Source organism: Streptomyces cupreus (assembly GCF_014257025.1).
Taxonomy (GTDB): Bacteria; Actinomycetota; Actinomycetes; order Streptomycetales; family Streptomycetaceae; genus Streptomyces; species Streptomyces cupreus.
The window spans coordinates 99,173-118,296 of the sequence record NZ_JACMSF010000001.1 but is presented as its reverse complement, the minus strand read 5'-3'; the positions used below and the strand labels follow the sequence as shown (position 1 = coordinate 118,296).

The following is a 19,124-nucleotide window of genomic DNA, read 5'->3' as shown; positions in this document are numbered from 1 at the left end:
CACAGGCACAGACGCACAGGCACAGAGGCGCACAGGCACAGAGGCGCACAGGCGCACAGCGCCCAACTGCCCTAGCGCACGGTCTTGATGAGCGGCACGTCTCGGGTGAACTCCCGGAACCCGACACTGTAGTACAGCCCGCGCGCCCCGGGATGTCCTGGTGCGCCCAGACAGGCGACCGTCATGTGACGGGCCCCGGCGTCCCGCGCCCGACTCATCCCGTGCAGCAGCATCGCCCTGCCCAGGCCACGCCGCCGGTAGTCCGGATGCGTGCCGACCGGCTCGAACTCGGCGGTCCTGTTCGCCTCGTCGAGCCACATGATCGTGGATGCGGCCATCGTTCCGTCCGGCGCCTCCACCAGGACGTGCAGATCGCCGCGGTACGGCAGTGTCCGCCGGACGTCCTCATAGGCCTCGGCTGTGTAGGGCGACGGAGCCCAGGCGTCCACATGGGCCTGAACCACGGCCCGCGGCCCGGCCTCGTCGGCGGTGCGGAACCGGAATCCGTCGGGCAGCACCGGCTGTTCCAGCTCATCGAGGTCCCGCACATTGAGCTGGGTCCAGGAGCCGGTGTCGCCGAGCGAGTCCGGATCGGTCCCATAACCGTGCGCCGCCCAGCGCTTCAGGGCGAACTCATCGGCGGCCTGCGGCACCACCGTACGCTCGATGCCGTCCGCCACACCGTCGTACCAGCCGATCACCTCGTCCACCAGCTCCCCGTGGTCAGGATCGACCTGATAGGCCAGGTAGGCACTGGTGACGTCCTTCACCGATCCGTCGTTCCGCCGTACCCGGTGGGGCAGTTGGGCCCAGCCCCACGCGACCAGCTCGCCGCCGGAGAACCACAGCCGACGCCGCCAGCTCCCGCCCTGGCTCGCGTGCCCCTTGCCCCAGTTCCAGGCCAACTCCCCGAACGACGCGTCGCTGTTCACCAGGTCGGGACGGACGGCCACCATCCGCTGCGCCAGGGCCTGCATGAGCTGTACGTCCGCGGCGGTCATGAACTCGGAGTCATCCATGGTGCGCCACTGTGCCAGGGCCCGGCGAAGCGAACGAACGGTTTTCCGGAGACCCGCTGCTGTAGCTTGACACCGGTGGCATCGGCCACAACGGGGGAAGCGGGCCTGTCTCAGGGGCAGGGACGTGACGCTGTGCTCCCGCAACTTCGCCCTGACGGCCCGTATTACGACTTCCTGCCCTGACGCGCGCTGTGGGTCGCGGCGCTCCGCGCCGGGGCCCGAGTTCAGGCCCCGGCGTTCTCCCGACGCTCAGTTCGTCAGGCTGGTGAACGTGCCGGGCTGGTAGGAGCCGCCCTGGTTGTTGAGGATCACGCCGAACCGGTTGGAGGCGTTGATCATGGCGACCAGAGCGACCAGCGCCGCGATCTGGTCGTCGTCGTAGTGCTTGCGCACCCGGGCCCAGGTCTCGTCGGACACGCCCTGGTGGGCGTCGGCGAGCCGGGTGCCCTCCTCGGCGAGCGCCAGCGCGGCCCGCTCGGCCTCGCTGAACACCGTGGCATGCCGCCAGGCGGCGACCAGGCCGATCCGGACCGCGCTCTCGCCGGCCGCGGCGGCCTCCTTGGTGTGTATGTCGACGCAGAAGCCGCAGCCGTTGATCTGGCTGGCGCGCAGGCTGACCAGCTCCTGGGTGGTCTTCGGCAACGCCGACTGCTCGATGACGAGGCTGACGTTGTAGGTCCGCTTGGCGATCTTGGAGCCGATCTCGTTGGCGAGCAGGTCGAAACGGGGTTCCATGGCGTGGTCCTCATCCGTGAACTCGTGCGCCGTCGCGGCGCGTTGACAGTCATGAGATGCCGGGGCGTCCGGCGCTGTGACAGCTCCTGATGAGTGACGAGCGGCACAACCTGTCGATGTCACAGATCGACGGCGGCCGGTGTCCCGTGTGCGACACAGTCGACAGCGCGGAGGGACCACGCATGGCAGGCACGACACAGACGGGCGACTCCGCCACGAGGGCGTTCGTCACGCACCGCAACCTGCTCTTCACCGTGGCCTACGAGCTGCTCGGCTCGGCCGCCGACGCCGAGGACGTACTCCAGGAGACCTGGCTGCGCTGGGCGGGCGTCGACCTGGACGCCGTACGGAATCAGCGCGCGTACCTGGTACGGATCGCCACCCGCCAGGCGCTGATCCGGCTGCGTATGCTCGACCGCCGCAAGGAGACCTACGTCGGCCCCTGGCTGCCGGAGCCGCTGCTGACGGCGCCGGACGTGGCGGAGGACGTGGAGCTGGCCGACAGCGTCTCGATGGCGATGCTGCTGGTGCTGGAGACGCTCACGCCGACCGAGCGGGCGGTGTTCGTGCTGCGGGAGGTGTTCGCCCTCGACTACGACGAGATCGCCGAGGCCGTGGACAAGAACCCGGCGGCGGTACGGCAGATCGCGCACCGGGCACGGTCGCATGTCGCCGCACGCCGCCCGCGCGGGGAAGTCTCGGCGGCGGAGACCAGGTCAGCGCTGGGAGCCTTCCAACGGGCGGTCGAAACAGGCGACTTGCAGACTCTGCTCGACGTCCTGGCGCCGGACGTGGTCTTCCTCGGCGACGGCGGAGGAGTCGCGCGGGCCGCACTCTCGCCGATCGTGGGCGCGGAGAGTGTGGCGGCGCTGCTGGCCACGTCACGGCTGGCCTCCGTGGCCCCGCTGGAGCCGGCCCAGGTGAACGGCTCCCCGGCGCTGATCCTCCGGCTCGACGGGGAGGTCGACACGGTGCTGGCGGTGCGCATCGACGAAGGCCGCATCACGGGGCTGTACGCGGTGCGCAACCCGGAGAAGCTGGCGCGCATGGAGCGGGAGACGGAGCTGCGGCGCTGATGGTTCGGGCCGCGGCAGGCAACTTGGGTTGACGGCGGCCTCGGATTGAATCGGCGGTGCGAACCGTCAGCGGACGATGGAGACGACCTCGCACACGGCGGCGGCGAGCCGGTGTTCTCCCTGGATACGGGCTCGGCCGAGGGCGATGGCGGGTTCGATGCCACGCGTGCACAGCCGCCAGGCGGTTTCGGTGTCGAGGAGTACAGAGGCGGTCGGGCGGCCGCTGGGGGGCTCGGCAAGCGTCCAGCGGCCGGCCGTGGAGGTGGCGGACCAGCGGCCACCCCCCTCCCCCTCGGCGATCACTTCGATCTGGGCGCCGACCGGTGCGGTGGTATGCCGCAGGGTGTGGGGCAATGCCCGCATGAAGGTGTCCAGGACCGTGGACATGGCATGTGGCTCGGGGTCGGTGGGGCGGCCGACGGCATGGCGGATCTGCTGCCGGTGGGTCCAGTACTCGGTGAACTCCCGGGCGATGTCCAACCACGCCGGGGCCGGATCGACCCCCGCCCAGGACACACCCAGGGCGGGCACGTCGAGGTCAGCGGCGGCGAACCGCTCGGCGACCTGGGTCCCGGCCGATTCCAGGGCGTCGATGAGTGCGGCCGGGCTGTCGTCGGCGTGGCGGTCGACGAGTTCCTGATTGGTGCGGTGGATGTAGGCGACGAGGGATTCCCCGGGGAGGAGGGCGCCCCGGTTTCCGCCGAGGCGGCCGCGGGAGTCACCGAGGATGTGCGCGGCAAGGTCATGCACGGTCCAGCCGGGAAGTGCGGGCCTGCGCCAGTCGGCGGCCCGGAGCCCACGCAGGGTCTTGAGCAGCGCTCCCAACTCCGAACCGAACAAGGGGCGGGCGTCGATCGGTTGGCCCAGCCAGTAGGTCCCAGACACACCATTCATGGCCTCAGCCTGTCAGCCAGGACCGACGGCGAAACCCGGTAGAGCACCCGCAGGCAAGCCGCATACCGTCACCCGCATGGCTGACGAGTGCTTCGGACTGCCCCGGCTCGCCGCGATCTACGACCAACTCGACCCCGATCGCACCGACCTCGACGCGTACCTTCGCATGACGGACGAGTTCAAGGCGCGCAGGGTGCTGGACATCGGCTGCGGGACCGGGGTCTTCGCCCTGCTCTTGGCCGACCGGGGAATCGAGGTTGTCGGAGTCGACCCCGCGGCTGCGTCCATCGACGTGGCCAGGACCAAGTCGGGGAGCGGGCAGGTGCGTTGGATCAGTGGTGACGCAACCGCTCTCCCACCTCTGCGAGTTGACCTTGCGACGATGACGGGCAACGTCGCCCAGGCCATCGTCGACCCGGGGCCCTGGCAGCGAACCCTCCGAACGGCGCACGAGTCCCTACGCCCCGGCGGACGCCTGGTGTTCGAGACCCGGGATCCCGCCAGGCGCGGCTGGGAGGAGTGGAACCGGGAGGACTCGTACCGCGTGACGGAGATCCCCGGCATCGGCGCGGTCGAGACCTGGGTCGAGGTCACGGACGTACAGTTGCCGCTGGTGACGTTCCGATGGACCTACATCTTCACCTCGGACGGTCAAGTGCTCACATCGGACTCGACATTGTACTTCCGCGGCCGGGAGGAGATCGAGGCGACCCTGATCGCGCAGGGTTACGCGATCGAGGACGTCCGCGACGCTCCGGACCGCCCGGGCCGGGAGTTCGTGTTCGTGGCACAGCGGCCATCCGGCGGCCTCACCACTGCCTAGCGGTCAAGACCCGATGAAGCTCACCGTCTCCGTCATATCCGCGCGCCCAGTGCGCAGTTGGGGCACGCCCTCCCTTTCGAATCCCACCGCGACTCCGCAGAACAGTACGAGCCCGTCGTCGGCCCCGACCGTCTGGCTGACGGTCTTGCGGTACATCGTCCACATCACCTGGGGGCAGCTGTGCAACCCTTCCGCCCTCAGCAACAGCATGACCGTCTGCAAGTACATGCCCGCGTCCCCCCACTGTCCCGGCCCCATCATCCGGTCGAGGTAGCAGAACAGGACGACCGGCGCTCCGAACGCCTCCGAGTTCAACGCGGCGATCTTCATGGGCCGTTCGGGGTCGTCGCGGTCGATTCCCAGTACTTCGTACCGTTGGGCGGCCGCGGCGGAGAAGCGGTCCAAATACAGTGAGGTCAGTTCGGCCGGGTACATCGGATACTCCCGCTCGTCACCCGGGTCTCCCGCCAGGGCCCTGGCCGTCGCGCGTTCCTTCAGGTCGGCCAGGGGCTCGCCGGTGACGACGTACACGAGCCACGGCTGGAGGTTCCCGCTCGACGGCGCCCGCGTCGCCGCCGCCAGCACCCTTTCGAGTACCTCTTTGGGCACCGGCTCATCGCTGAACGCCCGCACGGCCCGACGACTGTCCACGGCCTCGTACACATCCACGTCTTCTCTTCCTCTCGCTCGACGCCAGGCCCCTCTCCCGTCGAAGGGAGAGGCGTGCACACGTCTGCGTTGCTAAGGTCGTTCGCGTGACTGCCGGGTCGGCCATGGGCCATGTACCCGAACTGCCCGTGACATCCGTCCATTTGAACCACACCGCCATCCTCGCCGGCGATCGGCAACTGTCCGCCGAGTTCCTGGCCGCGATCCTGGGACTGGAGGTCGGCGCCCCCTTCGGCCCGTTCCTTCCCCTCGACCTCGGCAACGGCGTGACGCTCGACTACTACGAGCTGCGTGACGAGCCGATCCAGTCCCAGCACTACGCGTTCCTCGTGCCCGACGAACAGTTCGACGACATGATCGCCCGCCTGGAAGCCCTCGGAGTCACCTACTACGCCGACCCCAGCCACACCGAACCCGGCCAGATCAACCGCCTGTTCGGCGGCCGCGGCGCCTACTTCGACGACCCGGACGGCCACAACATGGAGATCATGACCCGGCCCTACGCCCGCCCCTAGCGGAGGGCCTGCCGGGCCGAGTCGTGGCGTAGGAGGTGACGCCTCGTCGCCTCCTACTCCTCCGGCTCCCAGGCCTGGAGCAGGTCGAAGACAGCTCGGTCGCCGTCGAGCTTCAGGGAGTCCACCGGAATACGGCCGTACAGGGTGAGGACCAGCTCACTGGCCGTGCCCCGGGCGGAGGCGGTGGGCGTTTCCAGGCCCTCGGCAACAGCGGCGCCGGGCGTCGGAAGACGCGTGGCCCGTGCGCCGTCGGCGGAGAGCGAGAGGCGCCAGGAGCGGCTGTCCATTCTGGGTCAGCCGCTGATCTCCAGCTGGCCGTTGACCGGCGCCGGCTGCTCCCCCGGCGCGACCCCACGCCGCGTGACGCCCTTCAGCAGCTCGGCGAGGTCGACACCGGTGGTGGAGCCGAGGAGTTCCAGGCCCTGGGCGACGTTGTCCGCGACGGCCCGCGGGATGCGGCCTGCGCCGTCGGTGGAGATGACGGTCATCTTGTCCACGGCGCTGAGCGGCTCGGACGCCTTGGCCACGACCTGCGGCAGCACCTCGACGAGCATCTGGAGGATGGCCGCGTCGCCGTACTGCCCGAACGCGTCCGCCTTCTTGCGCATCGCCTCGGCCTCGGCCGCCCCCTTGGCGCCGATCGCCGCCGCGTCGGCCTCGCCCTCCAGCCGGACCGCCTCGGCGATCGCCGCGCGCCGGGACCGCTCGGCCTCACCCTGCTTCAGGCCCTCGATCGCCTCCGCCTCGGCCAGCGCGCTGCGGCGCTGCTTCTCGCCCTCACCGGTCAGCCGGGCCGTCTCGGCCTGCGCCTGCGCGGCCGCGATGCCCGCGGACTTCTCCGCCTCGGCCTGCTTGACCCGGGCCACCCGCCGGGCCTCGGCCTCCTGTTCGGCGGCGTACCGCTGGGCGTCGGCGGGCTTGCGGACCTGGGTGTCGAGCTGACGGTCGGTCAGCGCGGCCTGCCGCTCGGCGACCTTCTCCTGCTCGGTCAGGATCTCCTGCCGGCGGGCCGCCTCGGCCAGCGGACCCGCGGCGGCCGCCCGGGCCGCGGCCTCGTCGGTCTCCGCCTTGATCTCGGCCTGCTTCAGCGCGAACGTCCGCTGCGCGACGGCGATCTCCTCCTCCGCCTTCAGCCGGGCCTGCTCGGCCGCACGCCGGGCCACCGCCTCCGCGATGTCCGCCTCCTGCCTGGCACGCGCCGCCTCCGGCCGGCCCAGGTCCTCCAGGTAGGAGCCCTCGGTGGTGATGTCCTGGATCTGGAAGGCGTCCAGCACCAGCCCCTGCCCGGACAGGCTCGCCTCCGCCTCCTCCGCCACCTGCCCGGCGAACGCGGCGCGGTCACGGATGACGTCCTCCACCGACATCCGCCCGACGATCGCCCGCAGGGCGCCGGACAGCACCTCCTGGGTGAAGCCGACGATGCCGTCCTGCTGCATCAGGAACCGCTGGGCCGCGGCCCGGATGGAGTCCTCGGTCCCGCCGACCTTGACGATGGCGACGCCGTTCCAGGTTGGCCTTCACCCCGCGCAGCGTGACCGCGCCCCGCACCGCGACCGGGATGTGCCGGGAGGACAGGTCGAGGCTGAACTTCTGCTGGACGAACGGCACGACGAACACCCCGCCGCCGACCACGACCTTCTGCCCGCTGTTGTCGGTGAACACGCGTCCGGTCTCCGGATCCGTGGCCTTCTTGCCGCGCCGGCCGGTGACGATGAACGCCTCGCTCGGACCACACCTCGGCGCCCCGGGCCACCGGCACCGCGCTGCGGGCGGCGAACTTCACCCGCTGGCCCGCGATGTGGAGCAGTACCTCGCCGAATCCGTCGGCCGGGATGGCGGTCACCACGTTGCCCGAGCTGCCCACGAGGTCGTCGCCGCGCGGGGTGAGGGCCGTCTGGTCACGCATCAGGGCGCGACCGAGGCGGTACGTCAGCCAGGCCGTCCCCAGCCCGCAGACGGCGCCCGCCGCCGTGGCGAGGCCGGGACCGGCGTCCACCGTGCCGGTGGCGAGTGCCCCGCCGAAGCCGGTCATCGCCGTGAACCCGGCGACGACCGGCAACGACAGCCACCCGTCGAGGATGCCGCCCAGCGCGCCGTCGAGCGCGCCGTCCAGCATCCCGTCGAAGACCAGCGACAGGGCGAGCAGCACGACCCCCGTGATGCCGATTCCCAGAAACCAGGCCATGCGTGCCGTCCCCCTCTCACCCGTCGCTGAGCTCCGACTTGACGGGATACTGACACCGGGGCGGGCATCGGTTCATTGCCTGATTCCGGCAATCTTTACGCACATTTGATGCCGCATCACGGCGACATCGAATTGCGCCTGCTCTTGGGGCTGCACTGGCGTTCGCACTGTCGCTGTGGCGTGTGGTCCGCCCCGCTGTGTCGCCACCTCGATGGCGGTACCGCGTTGGGGTTGCCGTGACGCCACGCAGTGACGGTTCTGCATCCCGGGCCGCCGACCCCGGGCAGGTGTCACCGATCGCTGTTGCCGAAGAGTGCGGGAAGTCATGAACGTATGGACGTGTGTCGGCTGCGCCGCGAAGCCGGGCGGGTGCTACGGCGACCCGGCTGAGGGTCTGGTCGGACGGGCACGGGAATCGGCAGTCCTTGAGCGGCTGTTGGCGGGGCACCGGCTGGTCACGGTGACCGGGAGGGCGGGCGTCGGCAAGAGCCGGATGGCGGCGGCCGTGGGAACGCGGGGGCCGTGGCGGGTGGTCCATGTGCACGGGCAGGGCAAGGAGGCGCCGGCGGCGGCCGTACGCCGGGCACTCACCCGGGGCGGGGGCCCACAGACCGGTGACACCCTGCTGTTCCTCGATGACGTGGACCCCGTCCATCGGGAGGCCGTGGGGGTGGTGCAGCGGCTGCTCGGGGCCGTGCCCGGGCTGCGGGTGCTGGTGACGTCGCGGCAGGTGCTGGGGCTGGGCGAGGAGCAGGTGCTGCGGCTGGCGCCGCTGCCGTGTCAGCCCGCCGCGGTGGAACTGTTCCTCCAGCGGGCCCAGGACACGGTGCAGGGGTTCCGCGCCGAGGGCGCCGATCTGCACGCGGTGGAGGCGATCTGCCGGACCCTGGAGGGCGTCCCCCTCGCCATCGAGCTGGCCGCCGAGCAGGTGGCGCTCCAGCCCGTGCAGGACCTCGCCGAAATGCTGGACGTCAACCAATGCTGGCTGCGCGGCGAGCGCCCCGCGCTGCGCCGGCACCGCTCGCTGCGGGCCACGGTCGGGGCCGGCTACGCGCTGTGCGAGCGTGAGGCGCGGATCGTGTGGGGCAGGGCCAGTGTCCTCGCCGGGGCATTCAACGAGTCCACCGCCGCCTTCCTGTGCGGCGGCGGAGGCGTGGAGCCCCACCGCGTGCCCTCCCTGCTGGCCCGGCTGGCCGCCATCCACGTACTGGAACCGGTCCGCGATCCGGGCGGCCCGCGCCCTCCCCGATACCGGATGACCCGGGCCGCCCGGGACTTCGGGACCGAACGGCTGCACGAGGCCGGCGAGTGCGAGACGGCCCTGGAACGCCTCGCGGCGCACTGCCGGCAGGTCGCCGAGACAGCGGCGAACCTGTGGGCGACAGGCCTCCAGAGCCAGGCCGTGACGCTCGTACAAGAGGAGGAGGAAGAACTCACCGCCGTACTGCGGCAGGCGGTGAACCGCCCCGACCATGCCGGGGCCGCCCTGGAGACCGTCGTCAGTCTGTGGTTCTGGTGGCTGGTGTACGGCAGGGCCGAGGAGGGGCGCGATCATCTGCTGCGGCTGCTGCCGCTGTCCCCGGACGACAGCCCGGTGGGCGTGCGCGGACGGTGGCTGGCGGCCTGGCTCGGCGCCGACCGTGATCCGCAGGCCGCTCGGGCGCTGCTGGGCCGGGCCTGGCCGCAGGCCGTCCTGACCGGGGACGACGCCGCCGTCGGCCATATCGCCCACGTCCAGGGGCTGATCGCCCTGCGGGAAGGCGATCCGCGGGGCGCCACCGAGTACTTCGAGGAGGCCGCGCACACGATCCCGGACCGGCCGGCGCACGGCCCCTCACCGGCCGTGAGCCTGGCCGCCCAGGCCGTGACCGAGGCCGCCTTCGCACCCGGCGCCGCCCGCCGCACGGTCCGGCGCGCCCTGGCCCAGCAGGGCGTACGCGACGACGACTGGGCCACGCTCCTGGCCCGCCACGCGCTGGCGTATGTCGACCACCGCCACGGACGCAGCGACCGTGCCCTGCACCGCGCCCGGCGCGCACTGGCCACATTGGACAACTCCCCTGCCGCGCCGCAGGGTTACGAGGCGCTGTGCGCGCTGGTCGCGGACATCGAGGCGTGTGCGCCGGGGCGGCCGTACCTGCCGCATCCGCGCGCGGGCGCGTCAGGGCTCGTACGGACGGACGTCGCTCATGGTGTGGCGTCCGCCGCCGGCACCGACGACAGCGGGATCGGTGTGAACATGGGGGGCTCCTCGTCCGGGGTGAGCGCGGTCGGGCCGTACACCCAGTCGGTGAAGGAGTAGTCGTACGTGTCCCGCGCCCGCATGATCGCGTTGCGCCGGCGCCGGGGCTCGCCGTCGAGGTGCCACAGCTCGCCCCAGGCGCGGGCCGTGGTCTGCACCCGGTGGCAGTGCTCCACCCGGACCGCCTGGTAGGCGGCGAGCGCGGCGTCCCAGTCCGGTGCGGTGCACGGCTCGGCGGACTTGGCGAGGCGGGCGTGGTGCTCGGCCAGCACCCAGCCGTCCTCGATCGCCATGATCGCGCCCTGCGCCATGTACTGGAGGGGCGGATGGGCGGCGTCACCGAGCAGGGCGATACGGCCGTGCACCCAGGTCTCGACGGGGTCGCGGTCGAGCATCTGCCACCAACGGTCCCGCCACATCAGCGGAATGCCCTTGCGTACGGTCTCGCAGGTGGCCTCGAAGGCGGCGTCCAGTTCGTCGGGGGTACCCCAGTCGGACTGCCCGGCCAGCGCCCTGGGCGACCGGAACACGGCGACCTGGTTGAACATGTCGCCGCCGCGCAGGGCGTACTGCACGAAGTGGCAGCGCGGGCCGATGTAGACGGTGACGTCCTTCTCCGCGATGCCGTTCTCGCGGACCTGCTCGATCGGGACGGCGGCGCGGTAGGCGACGTAGTGGGAGCTGACCACGTCGTCGCCGACCAGCAGGCGGCGGGCCGCGGAGTGCAGTCCGTCGGCCGCGACAACCAGCGGCCCGGACTCGGCCCGCCCGTCCTCCAGGAGGACCTGGGCGCCGTCCGCGGTGTTCCGGTAGCCGACGACGGTCCGGTCGGTCAGCAGCTCGACCCCGGCGCGTCGGCAGGCGCGCAGGAAGATGCCGTGCAGATCGCTGCGGTGGATGACCATGTACGGGAAGCCGTACCGGCGTTCGAGGTCGCGCAGGTCCAGCCGGGTCAGCTCACGGGAGTCGAGCGCGTCGCGCATCACCATGTTCTCGGGGAGGACGCCGAGCGTCTTGGCCTCCTCCAGCAAGCCGTACTCGGCGAGGATGCGGGTGCAGTTGGGCGCGATCTGGAGGCCGGCGCCCACCTCGCCGAACTCCTTGGCGCGTTCGAGGACGCGCACGCGCAGTCCTTGGCGGGCCAGGGCGAAGGCGGAGCTGAGGCCGCCGATGCCGCCGCCGACCACGAGGACGTCGGGGCTGGATTCAGGGTTCATGATCTGTCCCTTGGGTCGCCGGGTCAGAGCCAGGCACCGAGTGTGGGGGCGGCCGGGATGGCCTCCCGTCCGGTCAGGTAGGCCGCGATTTCGTGCAACTCGCCCGTGACCAGGGCGGTTTCGCCATGGCCCGGCAGCTCCCAGGCAGCGCCCGGGGCCCGCAGCGAGGCGGCCGGTCCGGGGGCGGCGGCCAGTTTGGCCACGACGTCGTCGCACAGGGCGGTGAGGAAGTCGGCCGGCAGGTCGGCGAAGGACACGCCGTTCGCCAGGTCCACGGCGTGCACGCACACTTCGCGGGAGCGCAGCCAGGGCACCTCGGTGGCCGGCACGGTCCGCCCCTGCGCGGTGACCACCTGCGCACCCCACTGCTCCTCGCCGAGTGCGGCCATCCCTTTCTCCAGCGCGTCCGCCGAGTCCCGCAGCCACGCGCTCAGTTCGGCGGCCCGCAGGGCGCGGCCCCTTTCGATGACGGTGGCGCGTTCCTCGGGCGAGGCGTACATCGGGGTGGGTTCGCCGGTGGCGGCCCAGTGCACGAGGTTGCCGAGTGCGTCGGCGTTGGCCGCGACATGGGCGACCAGGTGAGCGCGGGTCCAGCCGGGCAGCGCGCTCGGCTCGCCGAGCCCGGCACCCGCCGCCCCGAGGAACAGTTCTGTGCCGAGCCGGGCCCAGCGGCGGGCGTCGTCGAAGGTGCGGGGCATCAGGCGGACTTCTCCTTGACGACCCGGTTCTCCAGGCGGCCGATGCCCTGGATCTCGGTGACGACGGTTTCGCCGCCGAGGAGGTAGCGCTCGGGCCTGCGGGCGTGGCCAACGCCGCCGGGGGTGCCGGTGGCGATGATGTCGCCGGGGTTGAGGCGGACGATCGTGGAGACGTACTCGACCAGGTCGACCGGGTCGAACAGCAGGTCGCCGGTGGAGTCGGACTGCATGACCTCGCCGTCCACCAGCAGCTTCACGTCCACGGCCGGGCGGACACCGCCGGGCAGCTCGTCCGGGGTGACCAGGCAGGGGCCGACGGGCGTCGTGGAGTCCCACATCTTGCCCTGGAGCCATTCACGGGTGCGGAACTGCCAGTCACGGCAGGTGATGTCGTTCAGCACGGTGAACCCGGCGATGGCCGCCTCCGCTTCGGCGCCCCGGGCGCGGCGCGCGGGTGCGCCGACGACGACGGCGAGCTCGACCTCCCAGTCGAGCTTCTCCGTCTCGACCGGGCGCACGATGTCGTCCTGGGCGCCGATCAGACAGTCGGCGAACTTCGCGAACAGCGTGGGGTGTTCGGGCAGGTCGCGGCCCATCTCCTGGATGTGGTTGCGGTAGTTGAGGCCGACGCAGACCACCTTCGAGGGGGCGGGGACCACGGGCGCGAAGTCGGCGCCCTCGACCGGGTACGTGGTCCCGGTCGCCGTCGCGGCGCGCTCGGCCCAGCCGTCCTCGGCCAGCAGCGCGCCCACGTCCGGGACACCGAGGTCGACCAGGACGTCGCCGTCGAGCCGTACCGCCCGGGTGGTGCCGTCGGTGCGGAGGGTGGCGAGCTTCATCGGGTGGTTCCTTCCACGTGGGTGCGGTCGAGCCGCAGGGCTTCGAAGACGGGCGAGTCGCTGAACCGGAACAGGTCCAGGGCGCCGGAGTCGGAGTCGGTGGCGCCTGCCTCGGAGCGGACCGACAGCGGCTGCCAGGAGGGGACGACGAAGAGGTCTCCGCGGGTGACCGACCAGGTGGTCTCGCCGACCGTGACGGTGCCGGAGCCGTCGAAGACCTGGTACACGGACGAGCCCGTCTCGCGCACCGGCGCGGTCTCGGTGCCGCGGGTGACGCGGTGCATCTCGGCACGGAGGGTGGGCAGCACGTCGGCGCCGGTCGCCGGGTCGGTGAACCGGACGGCGGCGTGACCGGGCTCGACGGTGCCGCCGTATCCCTCGGTCTCCAGGGCGAGTTGGTCGGTGAGGGCGCGGTCGGTGTGCTCCCAGCGGTAGGCCAGGAGCGGCGTGCCGGGGGCGGCCCGGGTGGCGGCGGCGACGGGCTTGAGGCCCGGGTGGCCCCACAGCCGCTCGGAGCGTGACCGCTCGGGGGTCGTGCGCTCGGCGTCGCTGATCTCGTCCCGGCCGAACTCGAAGAACTGCGCCTCCGTGGCGTACTGGATGGGGATGTCGAGGCCGTCGATCCAGGCCATGGGCTCGGCGGTGGCGTTGTGGTGGGCGTGCCAGTTCCAGCCGGCCTGCGGGAGGAAGTCGCCGCGCCGCATGGCGACCGGGTCGCGTCCGACGACCGTCCACACGCCCTCACCCTCGACGACGAAGCGGAAGGCGTGCTGGGTGTGCCGGTGCTCGGGGGCGTCCTCGCCGGGCATGAGGTACTGGATGGCGGCCCACAGCGTCGGCGTGGCGAAGGGCCTGCCGCCGAGGGAGGGGTTGGCCAGTGCGATGGCCCGGCGCTCTCCGCCGCGGCCGACGGGGACCAGGTCGCCGGCGCGTGCGGCCAGCTTCCGCAGCCGCTCCCAGCGCCACAGGTGCGGCAGGGCCCGGGAGCGCGGGTGGGCGGGCATCAGGTCGCCGATCTCGGTCCACAGCGGGACGAGCAGTTCCTGTTCGAAGCCCCGGTACAGCTCTTGGAGCGCCGGGGTGACCTCGGGCTGCCCGTCCGCGGCGACGGCCTGGAGGCGTACCGGGGAACCCGTAGCGGTGTCGTGCGCGATGGAGGACTGAGTCACGGAGCTCAGCGTGCTCCTTGTCCGGCTGGAGAACAGGTAGATTCTGGAGAGCAGAATCCGAGCTCAAGGTCAAGGTTCATGGACAAACCGCTCAAGACCCCGCCGCCCTACCCCATCGCCAGCGTGGACCACGCGCTGCGGGCGGCGACCATCCTTCAGATGGAGGGCGGCGCGACCGTGTCGCAGATCGCCGAGCGGCTGGGCGTCGCCCGGTCCACCGCCCACCGGGTCCTCGCGATGCTCGTCTACCGGGACTTCGCCGTGCAGGACGAGGACCGCGTCTACCGCGCGGGACCGGTGCTGGAGCTCGCCGCGCACTCCCAGTCCCTGGTGTCCCGGCTGCGCGCGGCGGCGCTGCCCCATCTGCACCGGGTCGTGGATCTGCTGGACGAGACGACGAACCTGATCGTGCGCACCGGGGAGACGGCCCGGTTCATCGCGAGCGTGGAGTGCCGGCAGGCGCTGCGGGTCGGCTCCCGGGAGGGCATGGTGTTCCCGGCGCACCGCACGACGGCGGGGCTGCTGCTGCTCGCCGACCTCTCCGACGAGGATCTGGACGGGGTCTACGCCCCCGAGCGCTACCGCGACCGCCCGGCCGACCGCCCCGATCTCTCCCGGCTGCGCACCGAGTTGAAGCGCCTGCGCCGCAACGGCTTCGCCGTCAACCGGGAGCGCTCCGAACGCGGCCTCGTCGCCGTCGGCGTGCCCGTCCGCGACCGGGACGGCACCGCGCTGGCGGGCCTGTCGGTGTCGATGCCGAGCGTGCGCTACGACCCCCATCGACTCCAGGCCCTGGTCACCACCCTCAACGCCACCGCCCACGCCCTGGAGAGGGACCTGGCCGAGCAGCACTGAGCGCTCGGCCGTACGACGTCCCTTACCTAAGTTCGTGAGCAGGGTTTCTGGCGCTCACCCACCCCGGCACCCGTGTCTTCGACATGACCGGCCGCCCGATGCGCGGCTGGGTGGTGGTCGACGGCGCGGCCGTGACCGAGGACGAGGAACTGGGCGCGTGGGTCGAGCGGGGCCGCGCCTTCGCGGCCGGCCTGCCGCCCAAGTGACGCTGAACGCTACGGGCCCTGCTTGACGGTCTTCATCGTGAAGTGCGACGTGACGTTCTTGATCCGGGGGATGGTCATGACCTGCCGGCTGAGGAACGCCTCGTACGCGGGCAGGTCGGCCACGGCCACGCGGACGAAGTAGTCGGGGGTGCCGAACAGCCGGCGCAACTCCCGTACCTCCTCGGCCTGCGTCAGGGCCTCCTCGAAGCGCTCGACCGTCTCCGCGTCCTGCGCCTCAAGGCTGAGGTCGATCAGCACCTCGAAGGAACGGCCCACGGACGCGGGGTCCCCTTCGCCGTGCTGGGCCGACTGCGCGGCTCGGCGATCGTGCGGCGGCTGGCGGTGTGGATGCCGGTCGGCATCCTCGCCATCCTCGCGGTGACCGCACTGCACGGCACGATCACGGCCGACCCGCACGGCACCTGGTACGCGTTGCTCGCGGTCGCCGTGACCGGCGCCGTCCACCTCGCCTTCGGCCGCCGCACCATCCTCAGCGTCGGCGCGGGCACGGCCGTCTATGTTGTCCTTCTCAACACCCTCTGAACAGCACTTGGAGAAGCCTCCGTTGACGCCCGACAGCTACTTCGAGCCCATCGACGACCACCGCTACAAGCCGACCACGCACGCGGGCGGGGCCTGGGCCCAGGACGAGATCCACTTCAGCCCGCTGGGCGGACTCGTCGCCCACGCCGTCGACCGTCACCGGACCGCCGCCGGGGACAACGGCCTGCTGCTGTCCCGGATCAGCTACGACATCCTCGGCCGCCTCGCCCTCGACGAGTGCGAGATCGAGGTGGCGACCGTGCGCCCCGGCCGGACCATCGAGCTCGTCGAAGCAGTCGTACGGATAGCCGGCCGCCCGGTGGTGAGGGCCCGCGCCTGGTTCCTGGCCGCCGTGGACACCAGTGAGGTCGCGGGCGGCCCCGACGACCGTCTCACCTCCCCCGAGTCCCTGGCCACCTGGCCGATGTCCGACGCCTGGCCCGGCGGCTACATCGCCTCCCTGGACGTCCGCCCGGTCGCACCGCCCCGGCTGGGCCGTACGGCTGCCTGGATCTCCACGCCGCTGGACCTGGTCGCCGGTGTTCCGGTCGGCCGGCTCGCGTCGTATCTCGCCCTCGTCGACACCGCCAACGGCATCGCCGTACGGCAGCCGCCCACGGCGTGGATGTTCCCCAACGTCGACCTGACCGTCCACCTGCACCGGCAGCCACGCGGTCCCTGGACGGGACTGGACGCCACGGTCACCTTCGGCCCCTCCGGCCAGGGCCTCACCAGCACGGTCCTGCACGACGTCCACGGCCCGGTGGGCCAGGCCCAGCAGATCCTCACCGTCCGCCCCCGGCCGGGGACATGAGCCGCCTGTTCAGCCGGCGTGGCCCGCGCGCAGCCACGCGATGTAGTCGGCGGCGGCCCGCTCGGTGTCGTACTCGGCCCGGTAGCCGGTGTCCTCGGCCAGGCGGCTGATGTCGAGGACCATGTGCGAGGCCTCACCTCCGGTGGGGAGGCCGACCCGGGCGTCGGGGACCACCTTCCTGATCGCCGCGATGAGCTGGGCGTTGGTGGTGACCCTGCCCGAACCGACGTTGTACGTACGGTGGTTCAACTTGTCCGCGAGCTGAAGAAGGGCGATCGCCCTGCCGGTGTCCTTCACATAGGCGAGGTCGAGCCCGTCCTCGGCGAAGGCCGGTCCCATGAGGTGGGAGAGGTCCGGGGCGGTGCCTCGGGCGGCGGCGTGGACGAGGGCGGGCGCGGCGAAGAACGGGTCGCGGTGGCCGAGCGGGCCCCAGGTGCCGGAGATGCGGTAGTTGACGATGTCGATGCCCGTGGTGTCGGCGAGGAATCCGCCGAGCAGTTCGCCCACCTTCTTGAACGTGGGGATCGAGACGGGGGCACTCATCGACAGCGGGGCGTCCTCGCGCAGCGGTGCGTCGTGGTCGGCGCCGCCGTAGACGCCGATCGTGCTGGCGAGGCCGAGCCGCCGTACGCCCCAGTCCTGCGCCGCCTGTGCGATGTTCAGCAGCCCGTCGAGAGCCTGCCGGGTCGCTTCAACCGGCGCCTCGGGGACGGGAGGCCAGGGGTAGGACCCGGCGAGATGCACGATGCCGGTGATGGCGTGACGGCGGCCGACGGCGAGCAGTGCCTCGCGGTCGGCGATGTCCGCCCGCTCCACCGCCACCCGTGTTCCGGCGAGTACGGCCGGGAGTTCACGGACGCTGCGCTGGACCACGACGCAGTCCTCGCCCAGGTCGAGCAGAGCGCGCACGGTGTGGGATCCGATGAAGCCGAGACCTCCGGTGACGAGGATCATCGCATGTCCTTTCAGGTGGTGGACGGGCTTCTCACTTGCTCCGCAGGTTCCCGAGCGGGGCGGGGTCCGCCTCCAGCGCGGTGGCCGCCGCCTTCCAGTCGGTGTCCTCGCCGAGGAGGGCGCTGCGGAGGTAGGCGGTGGTGAGCCGCTGGAGCAGGGCGACGCGTGCGGGACTCTCGTCCGTCGTCTCGGCGACCTCGTATCCGGGGATGCCCCCGAGGGAGTGCTCGGCGCCGAACAGGGTGAGCAGGCTCTTGTCGCTGGGGCTGTAGGTGTAGGGGTCGGTGAACCAGTCCGGTCCGCGGGTGGACAGGTGGGACTGGTCGTTGTCCCCGGCGACGATCAGGGCCGGCGTGGTCATCGTGGCGAACGACGGCTTCATGAAGGGGAAGTGCTCGGCGGCGAAGGGGGTCAGGTCGTCGCCGAGGCCGGTCAGGGCCAGCAGGACTCCCGCCTTGACGCGGGGGTCGGACATGTCCTCGCCGGGTACGCCGTCGGGGCCGAGGACGCGCGCTCCCAGCAGCGCGCTCGCCGTCTGGGCTCCCCAGGAGTGGCCGGCGACGGCGATGCGGTCGCGGTCGAGGCGCCCATCGAGTCCCGGCACGGAGGCCTCCAGGGCGTCGAGTCCGTCCAGTACGCGTGTGAGGTCCTCGATGCGGAAGCGCCACATGCGCGGAGTACGGGGGTCCTCGGCGGGGATGCCAAGGGTCCGGGAATCAAGGTGAGTCGGCTGGACGACCACGAAGCCGTGTGCCGCCCAGTGGTCCGCCAGCGGGGCATAGCCGTTCATCGACCAGCCGTAGCCGTGCGAGAAGACGACGACGGGCAGACCGCAGCCGGTCGCGGGGGCGGACACACGGACCTGGAGGTCCTCACCGCGGCCCGGGGTGGCCAGGAGGACGGGCTTCGCGGATATGACTGTGGACATGGAAGTGCCTTCCGTTCGGGGCGGGGCATGGCTGCTGGTCTTCCGGTCTGCCATCATGGATGAAACGGAACCTTGCTCCACTTACGATACGGAACACTGTTCCGCTTTTCAAGGTTGTCCAAGGCTGTGCATGGAAGGAGTGCCGCGGTGAGCGACAGCGGCAGGAACCCGGGAAGCTCGGCCGGGTCCAAGCGCAAGGACGCCCGGCGCAATCAGCAGACCCTGCTGGACGCGGCGGCCGCGGTCTTCGTCACCTCGGGCGTGGAGGCGCCGGTACGCGACATCGCGGCGAAGGCGGGCGTCGGGGTGGGCACGGTCTACCGCCACTTCCCCACGCGGGCGGACCTGGTGATCGCCGTCTACCGTCACCAGGTCGACACCTGCGCCGAGGCGGGCCCGGCCCTGCTGGCGGCGGGCCCGACTCCGCACGCCGCCCTGGAGCAGTGGGTGGACCTCTTCGTGGACTTCCTGGTCACCAAGCACGGCCTGGCCGCCGCGATGCAGTCCGACACCGCGGGCTTCGAGGCGCTGCACGCCTACTTCCTCGAACGCCTCCTGCCGGTCTGCACCGAACTCCTCGACGCCGCGGCCGCCGCCGGCGAGATCCGCGACGACCTCGACGCCTACCACCTCATGCGCGGCATCGGAAACCTCTGCGTCGGCGCCGACAGCGACCCCCGCTACGACGCCCGGCGACTGGTCAAGCTCCTCGTCGCGGGACTGCGCCGACCGAACTGACGCGG

At 71.7% G+C, this 19,124-nt stretch carries 21 protein-coding genes and 2 pseudogenes; 9 read left to right on the top strand and 14 right to left on the bottom strand.

The window, feature by feature from the left end:
- Positions 1-71: 71 nt before the first annotated feature.
- Positions 72-1,019: a GNAT family N-acetyltransferase gene (locus tag H4N64_RS00495; protein WP_186279778.1), complete on the bottom strand. Its 948-nt coding sequence runs from the start codon at positions 1,017-1,019 to the stop codon at positions 72-74.
- Positions 1,020-1,268: 249 nt separating this feature from the next.
- Positions 1,269-1,754 carry a carboxymuconolactone decarboxylase family protein gene (locus H4N64_RS00490; protein ID WP_186279777.1) on the bottom strand — a complete coding sequence of 162 codons (486 nt, stop codon included), beginning with the start codon at positions 1,752-1,754 and terminating at the stop codon, positions 1,269-1,271.
- Positions 1,755-1,936: 182 nt separating this feature from the next.
- Here H4N64_RS00490 and H4N64_RS00485 point away from each other — a divergent pair, with 182 nt between their 5' ends.
- Positions 1,937-2,830 (top strand): RNA polymerase sigma-70 factor, encoded by an 894-nt coding sequence (locus H4N64_RS00485; protein WP_186279776.1) that lies wholly within the window; start codon positions 1,937-1,939, stop codon positions 2,828-2,830.
- 66 nt (positions 2,831-2,896) lie between these two features.
- On the opposite strand, the gene H4N64_RS00480 is transcribed toward H4N64_RS00485, so the two are convergent.
- A complete protein-coding gene (locus tag H4N64_RS00480) occupies positions 2,897-3,724 on the bottom strand; it encodes a maleylpyruvate isomerase family mycothiol-dependent enzyme (protein WP_186279775.1) in 828 nt (275 codons plus the stop codon).
- Between the two features lie 76 nt (positions 3,725-3,800).
- Here H4N64_RS00480 and H4N64_RS00475 point away from each other — a divergent pair, with 76 nt between their 5' ends.
- Positions 3,801-4,547 (top strand): class I SAM-dependent methyltransferase, encoded by a 747-nt coding sequence (locus tag H4N64_RS00475; protein ID WP_186279774.1) that lies wholly within the window; start codon positions 3,801-3,803, stop codon positions 4,545-4,547.
- Positions 4,548-4,550: 3 nt separating this feature from the next.
- On the opposite strand, the gene H4N64_RS00470 is transcribed toward H4N64_RS00475, so the two are convergent.
- The gene (locus tag H4N64_RS00470; protein ID WP_186279773.1) at positions 4,551-5,216 is read right to left on the bottom strand and encodes a nitroreductase family protein; all 666 of its coding nucleotides are present in this window, start codon (positions 5,214-5,216) and stop codon (positions 4,551-4,553) included.
- A gap of 104 nt (positions 5,217-5,320) precedes the next feature.
- On the opposite strand from H4N64_RS00470, the gene H4N64_RS00465 reads away from it, so the two are divergent.
- Positions 5,321-5,731 (top strand): VOC family protein, encoded by a 411-nt coding sequence (locus H4N64_RS00465; protein ID WP_186280238.1) that lies wholly within the window; start codon positions 5,321-5,323, stop codon positions 5,729-5,731.
- A gap of 53 nt (positions 5,732-5,784) precedes the next feature.
- Here the strand turns inward: H4N64_RS00465 and H4N64_RS00460 are convergent, their stop codons facing one another.
- From H4N64_RS00460 to H4N64_RS44715, 3 genes and pseudogenes are all read right to left on the bottom strand, one after another.
- A complete protein-coding gene (locus H4N64_RS00460) occupies positions 5,785-6,018 on the bottom strand; it encodes a hypothetical protein (RefSeq protein WP_186279772.1) in 234 nt (77 codons plus the stop codon).
- Between the two features lie 6 nt (positions 6,019-6,024).
- Positions 6,025-7,444: pseudogene (locus H4N64_RS00455) on the bottom strand (SPFH domain-containing protein).
- A gap of 10 nt (positions 7,445-7,454) precedes the next feature.
- Positions 7,455-7,916, bottom strand: a pseudogene (locus H4N64_RS44715) (hypothetical protein); the annotation flags it as partial.
- Positions 7,917-8,241: 325 nt separating this feature from the next.
- Here H4N64_RS44715 and H4N64_RS00445 point away from each other — a divergent pair.
- Positions 8,242-10,218 carry an ATP-binding protein gene (locus H4N64_RS00445; RefSeq protein WP_186279770.1) on the top strand — a complete coding sequence of 659 codons (1,977 nt, stop codon included), beginning with the start codon at positions 8,242-8,244 and terminating at the stop codon, positions 10,216-10,218.
- On the opposite strand, the gene H4N64_RS00440 is transcribed toward H4N64_RS00445, so the two are convergent.
- The 4 genes from H4N64_RS00440 to H4N64_RS00425 are packed head-to-tail and all read right to left on the bottom strand — an operon-like array spanning position 10,104 to position 14,081.
- On the bottom strand, positions 10,104-11,375 hold the full coding sequence (locus tag H4N64_RS00440; protein ID WP_186279769.1) for an FAD-dependent oxidoreductase: 1,272 nt from the start codon (positions 11,373-11,375) through the stop codon (positions 10,104-10,106). The genes H4N64_RS00445 and H4N64_RS00440 overlap by 115 nt on opposite strands.
- Positions 11,376-11,398: 23 nt before the next feature.
- Positions 11,399-12,073, bottom strand: a complete 675-nt coding sequence (locus tag H4N64_RS00435; protein WP_186279768.1) for a maleylpyruvate isomerase family mycothiol-dependent enzyme — start codon at positions 12,071-12,073, stop codon at positions 11,399-11,401.
- Positions 12,073-12,912 (bottom strand): fumarylacetoacetate hydrolase family protein, encoded by an 840-nt coding sequence (locus H4N64_RS00430; protein WP_186279767.1) that lies wholly within the window; start codon positions 12,910-12,912, stop codon positions 12,073-12,075. The genes H4N64_RS00435 and H4N64_RS00430 overlap by 1 nt, the downstream gene beginning before the upstream one ends.
- Positions 12,909-14,081 carry a cupin domain-containing protein gene (locus H4N64_RS00425; RefSeq protein WP_186279766.1) on the bottom strand — a complete coding sequence of 391 codons (1,173 nt, stop codon included), beginning with the start codon at positions 14,079-14,081 and terminating at the stop codon, positions 12,909-12,911. Before H4N64_RS00425 ends, H4N64_RS00430 begins: the two co-directional genes overlap by 4 nt.
- 78 nt (positions 14,082-14,159) lie before the next feature.
- On the opposite strand from H4N64_RS00425, the gene H4N64_RS00420 reads away from it, so the two are divergent.
- Both H4N64_RS00420 and H4N64_RS44710 read left to right on the top strand, forming a co-directional pair.
- Positions 14,160-14,936 carry an IclR family transcriptional regulator gene (locus H4N64_RS00420; RefSeq protein ID WP_186279765.1) on the top strand — a complete coding sequence of 259 codons (777 nt, stop codon included), beginning with the start codon at positions 14,160-14,162 and terminating at the stop codon, positions 14,934-14,936.
- A gap of 83 nt (positions 14,937-15,019) precedes the next feature.
- Positions 15,020-15,142: a hypothetical protein gene (locus H4N64_RS44710; RefSeq protein WP_260859482.1), complete on the top strand. Its 123-nt coding sequence runs from the start codon at positions 15,020-15,022 to the stop codon at positions 15,140-15,142.
- Positions 15,143-15,151: 9 nt separating this feature from the next.
- On the opposite strand, the gene H4N64_RS00415 is transcribed toward H4N64_RS44710, so the two are convergent.
- Entirely contained in the window at positions 15,152-15,418 is a 267-nt protein-coding gene (locus H4N64_RS00415; protein WP_186280236.1) for an Lrp/AsnC ligand binding domain-containing protein, read from the bottom strand.
- Positions 15,419-15,439: 21 nt separating this feature from the next.
- Between H4N64_RS00415 and H4N64_RS00410 the strand changes: the two genes are divergently transcribed.
- Both H4N64_RS00410 and H4N64_RS00405 read left to right on the top strand, forming a co-directional pair.
- Positions 15,440-15,685, top strand: coding sequence for an AzlD domain-containing protein (locus H4N64_RS00410; RefSeq protein WP_336246605.1), 246 nt, complete (start codon positions 15,440-15,442; stop codon positions 15,683-15,685).
- Positions 15,660-16,499, top strand: a complete 840-nt coding sequence (locus H4N64_RS00405; RefSeq protein WP_186279764.1) for a thioesterase family protein — start codon at positions 15,660-15,662, stop codon at positions 16,497-16,499. Before H4N64_RS00410 ends, H4N64_RS00405 begins: the two co-directional genes overlap by 26 nt.
- A gap of 9 nt (positions 16,500-16,508) precedes the next feature.
- On the opposite strand, the gene H4N64_RS00400 is transcribed toward H4N64_RS00405, so the two are convergent.
- A complete protein-coding gene (locus tag H4N64_RS00400; RefSeq protein WP_186279763.1) occupies positions 16,509-17,453 on the bottom strand; it encodes an NAD-dependent epimerase/dehydratase family protein in 945 nt (314 codons plus the stop codon).
- A 31-nt stretch (positions 17,454-17,484) separates the two neighbouring features.
- Complete coding sequence (locus H4N64_RS00395; RefSeq protein WP_186279762.1) at positions 17,485-18,381, bottom strand: alpha/beta hydrolase family protein; 897 nt, start codon at positions 18,379-18,381, stop codon at positions 17,485-17,487.
- A gap of 147 nt (positions 18,382-18,528) precedes the next feature.
- On the opposite strand from H4N64_RS00395, the gene H4N64_RS00390 reads away from it, so the two are divergent.
- Positions 18,529-19,119 carry an SbtR family transcriptional regulator gene (locus tag H4N64_RS00390; RefSeq protein WP_186279761.1) on the top strand — a complete coding sequence of 197 codons (591 nt, stop codon included), beginning with the start codon at positions 18,529-18,531 and terminating at the stop codon, positions 19,117-19,119.
- Positions 19,120-19,124 lie beyond the last annotated feature (5 nt).

What these genes read in the sequence shown, in the direction of transcription:
- H4N64_RS00490 (WP_186279777.1), bottom strand. Translation starts at nt 1,754, where the DNA reads ATGGAACCCCGTTTCGACCTGCTCGCCAACGAGATCGGCTCCAAGATC.
- H4N64_RS44710 (WP_260859482.1), top strand. Translation starts at nt 15,020, where the DNA reads ATGACCGGCCGCCCGATGCGCGGCTGGGTGGTGGTCGACGGCGCGGCC.
- H4N64_RS00480 (WP_186279775.1), bottom strand. Translation starts at nt 3,724, where the DNA reads ATGAATGGTGTGTCTGGGACCTACTGGCTGGGCCAACCGATCGACGCC.
- H4N64_RS00495 (WP_186279778.1), bottom strand. Translation starts at nt 1,019, where the DNA reads ATGGATGACTCCGAGTTCATGACCGCCGCGGACGTACAGCTCATGCAG.
- H4N64_RS00430 (WP_186279767.1), bottom strand. Translation starts at nt 12,912, where the DNA reads ATGAAGCTCGCCACCCTCCGCACCGACGGCACCACCCGGGCGGTACGG.
- H4N64_RS00440 (WP_186279769.1), bottom strand. Translation starts at nt 11,375, where the DNA reads ATGAACCCTGAATCCAGCCCCGACGTCCTCGTGGTCGGCGGCGGCATC.
- H4N64_RS00420 (WP_186279765.1), top strand. Translation starts at nt 14,160, where the DNA reads ATGGACAAACCGCTCAAGACCCCGCCGCCCTACCCCATCGCCAGCGTG.
- H4N64_RS00475 (WP_186279774.1), top strand. Translation starts at nt 3,801, where the DNA reads ATGGCTGACGAGTGCTTCGGACTGCCCCGGCTCGCCGCGATCTACGAC.
- H4N64_RS00460 (WP_186279772.1), bottom strand. Translation starts at nt 6,018, where the DNA reads ATGGACAGCCGCTCCTGGCGCCTCTCGCTCTCCGCCGACGGCGCACGG.
- H4N64_RS00395 (WP_186279762.1), bottom strand. Translation starts at nt 18,381, where the DNA reads ATGTCCACAGTCATATCCGCGAAGCCCGTCCTCCTGGCCACCCCGGGC.
- H4N64_RS00465 (WP_186280238.1), top strand. Translation starts at nt 5,321, where the DNA reads ATGGGCCATGTACCCGAACTGCCCGTGACATCCGTCCATTTGAACCAC.
- H4N64_RS00405 (WP_186279764.1), top strand. Translation starts at nt 15,660, where the DNA reads ATGTTGTCCTTCTCAACACCCTCTGAACAGCACTTGGAGAAGCCTCCG.
- H4N64_RS00435 (WP_186279768.1), bottom strand. Translation starts at nt 12,073, where the DNA reads ATGCCCCGCACCTTCGACGACGCCCGCCGCTGGGCCCGGCTCGGCACA.
- H4N64_RS00400 (WP_186279763.1), bottom strand. Translation starts at nt 17,453, where the DNA reads ATGATCCTCGTCACCGGAGGTCTCGGCTTCATCGGATCCCACACCGTG.
- H4N64_RS00485 (WP_186279776.1), top strand. Translation starts at nt 1,937, where the DNA reads ATGGCAGGCACGACACAGACGGGCGACTCCGCCACGAGGGCGTTCGTC.
- H4N64_RS00445 (WP_186279770.1), top strand. Translation starts at nt 8,242, where the DNA reads ATGAACGTATGGACGTGTGTCGGCTGCGCCGCGAAGCCGGGCGGGTGC.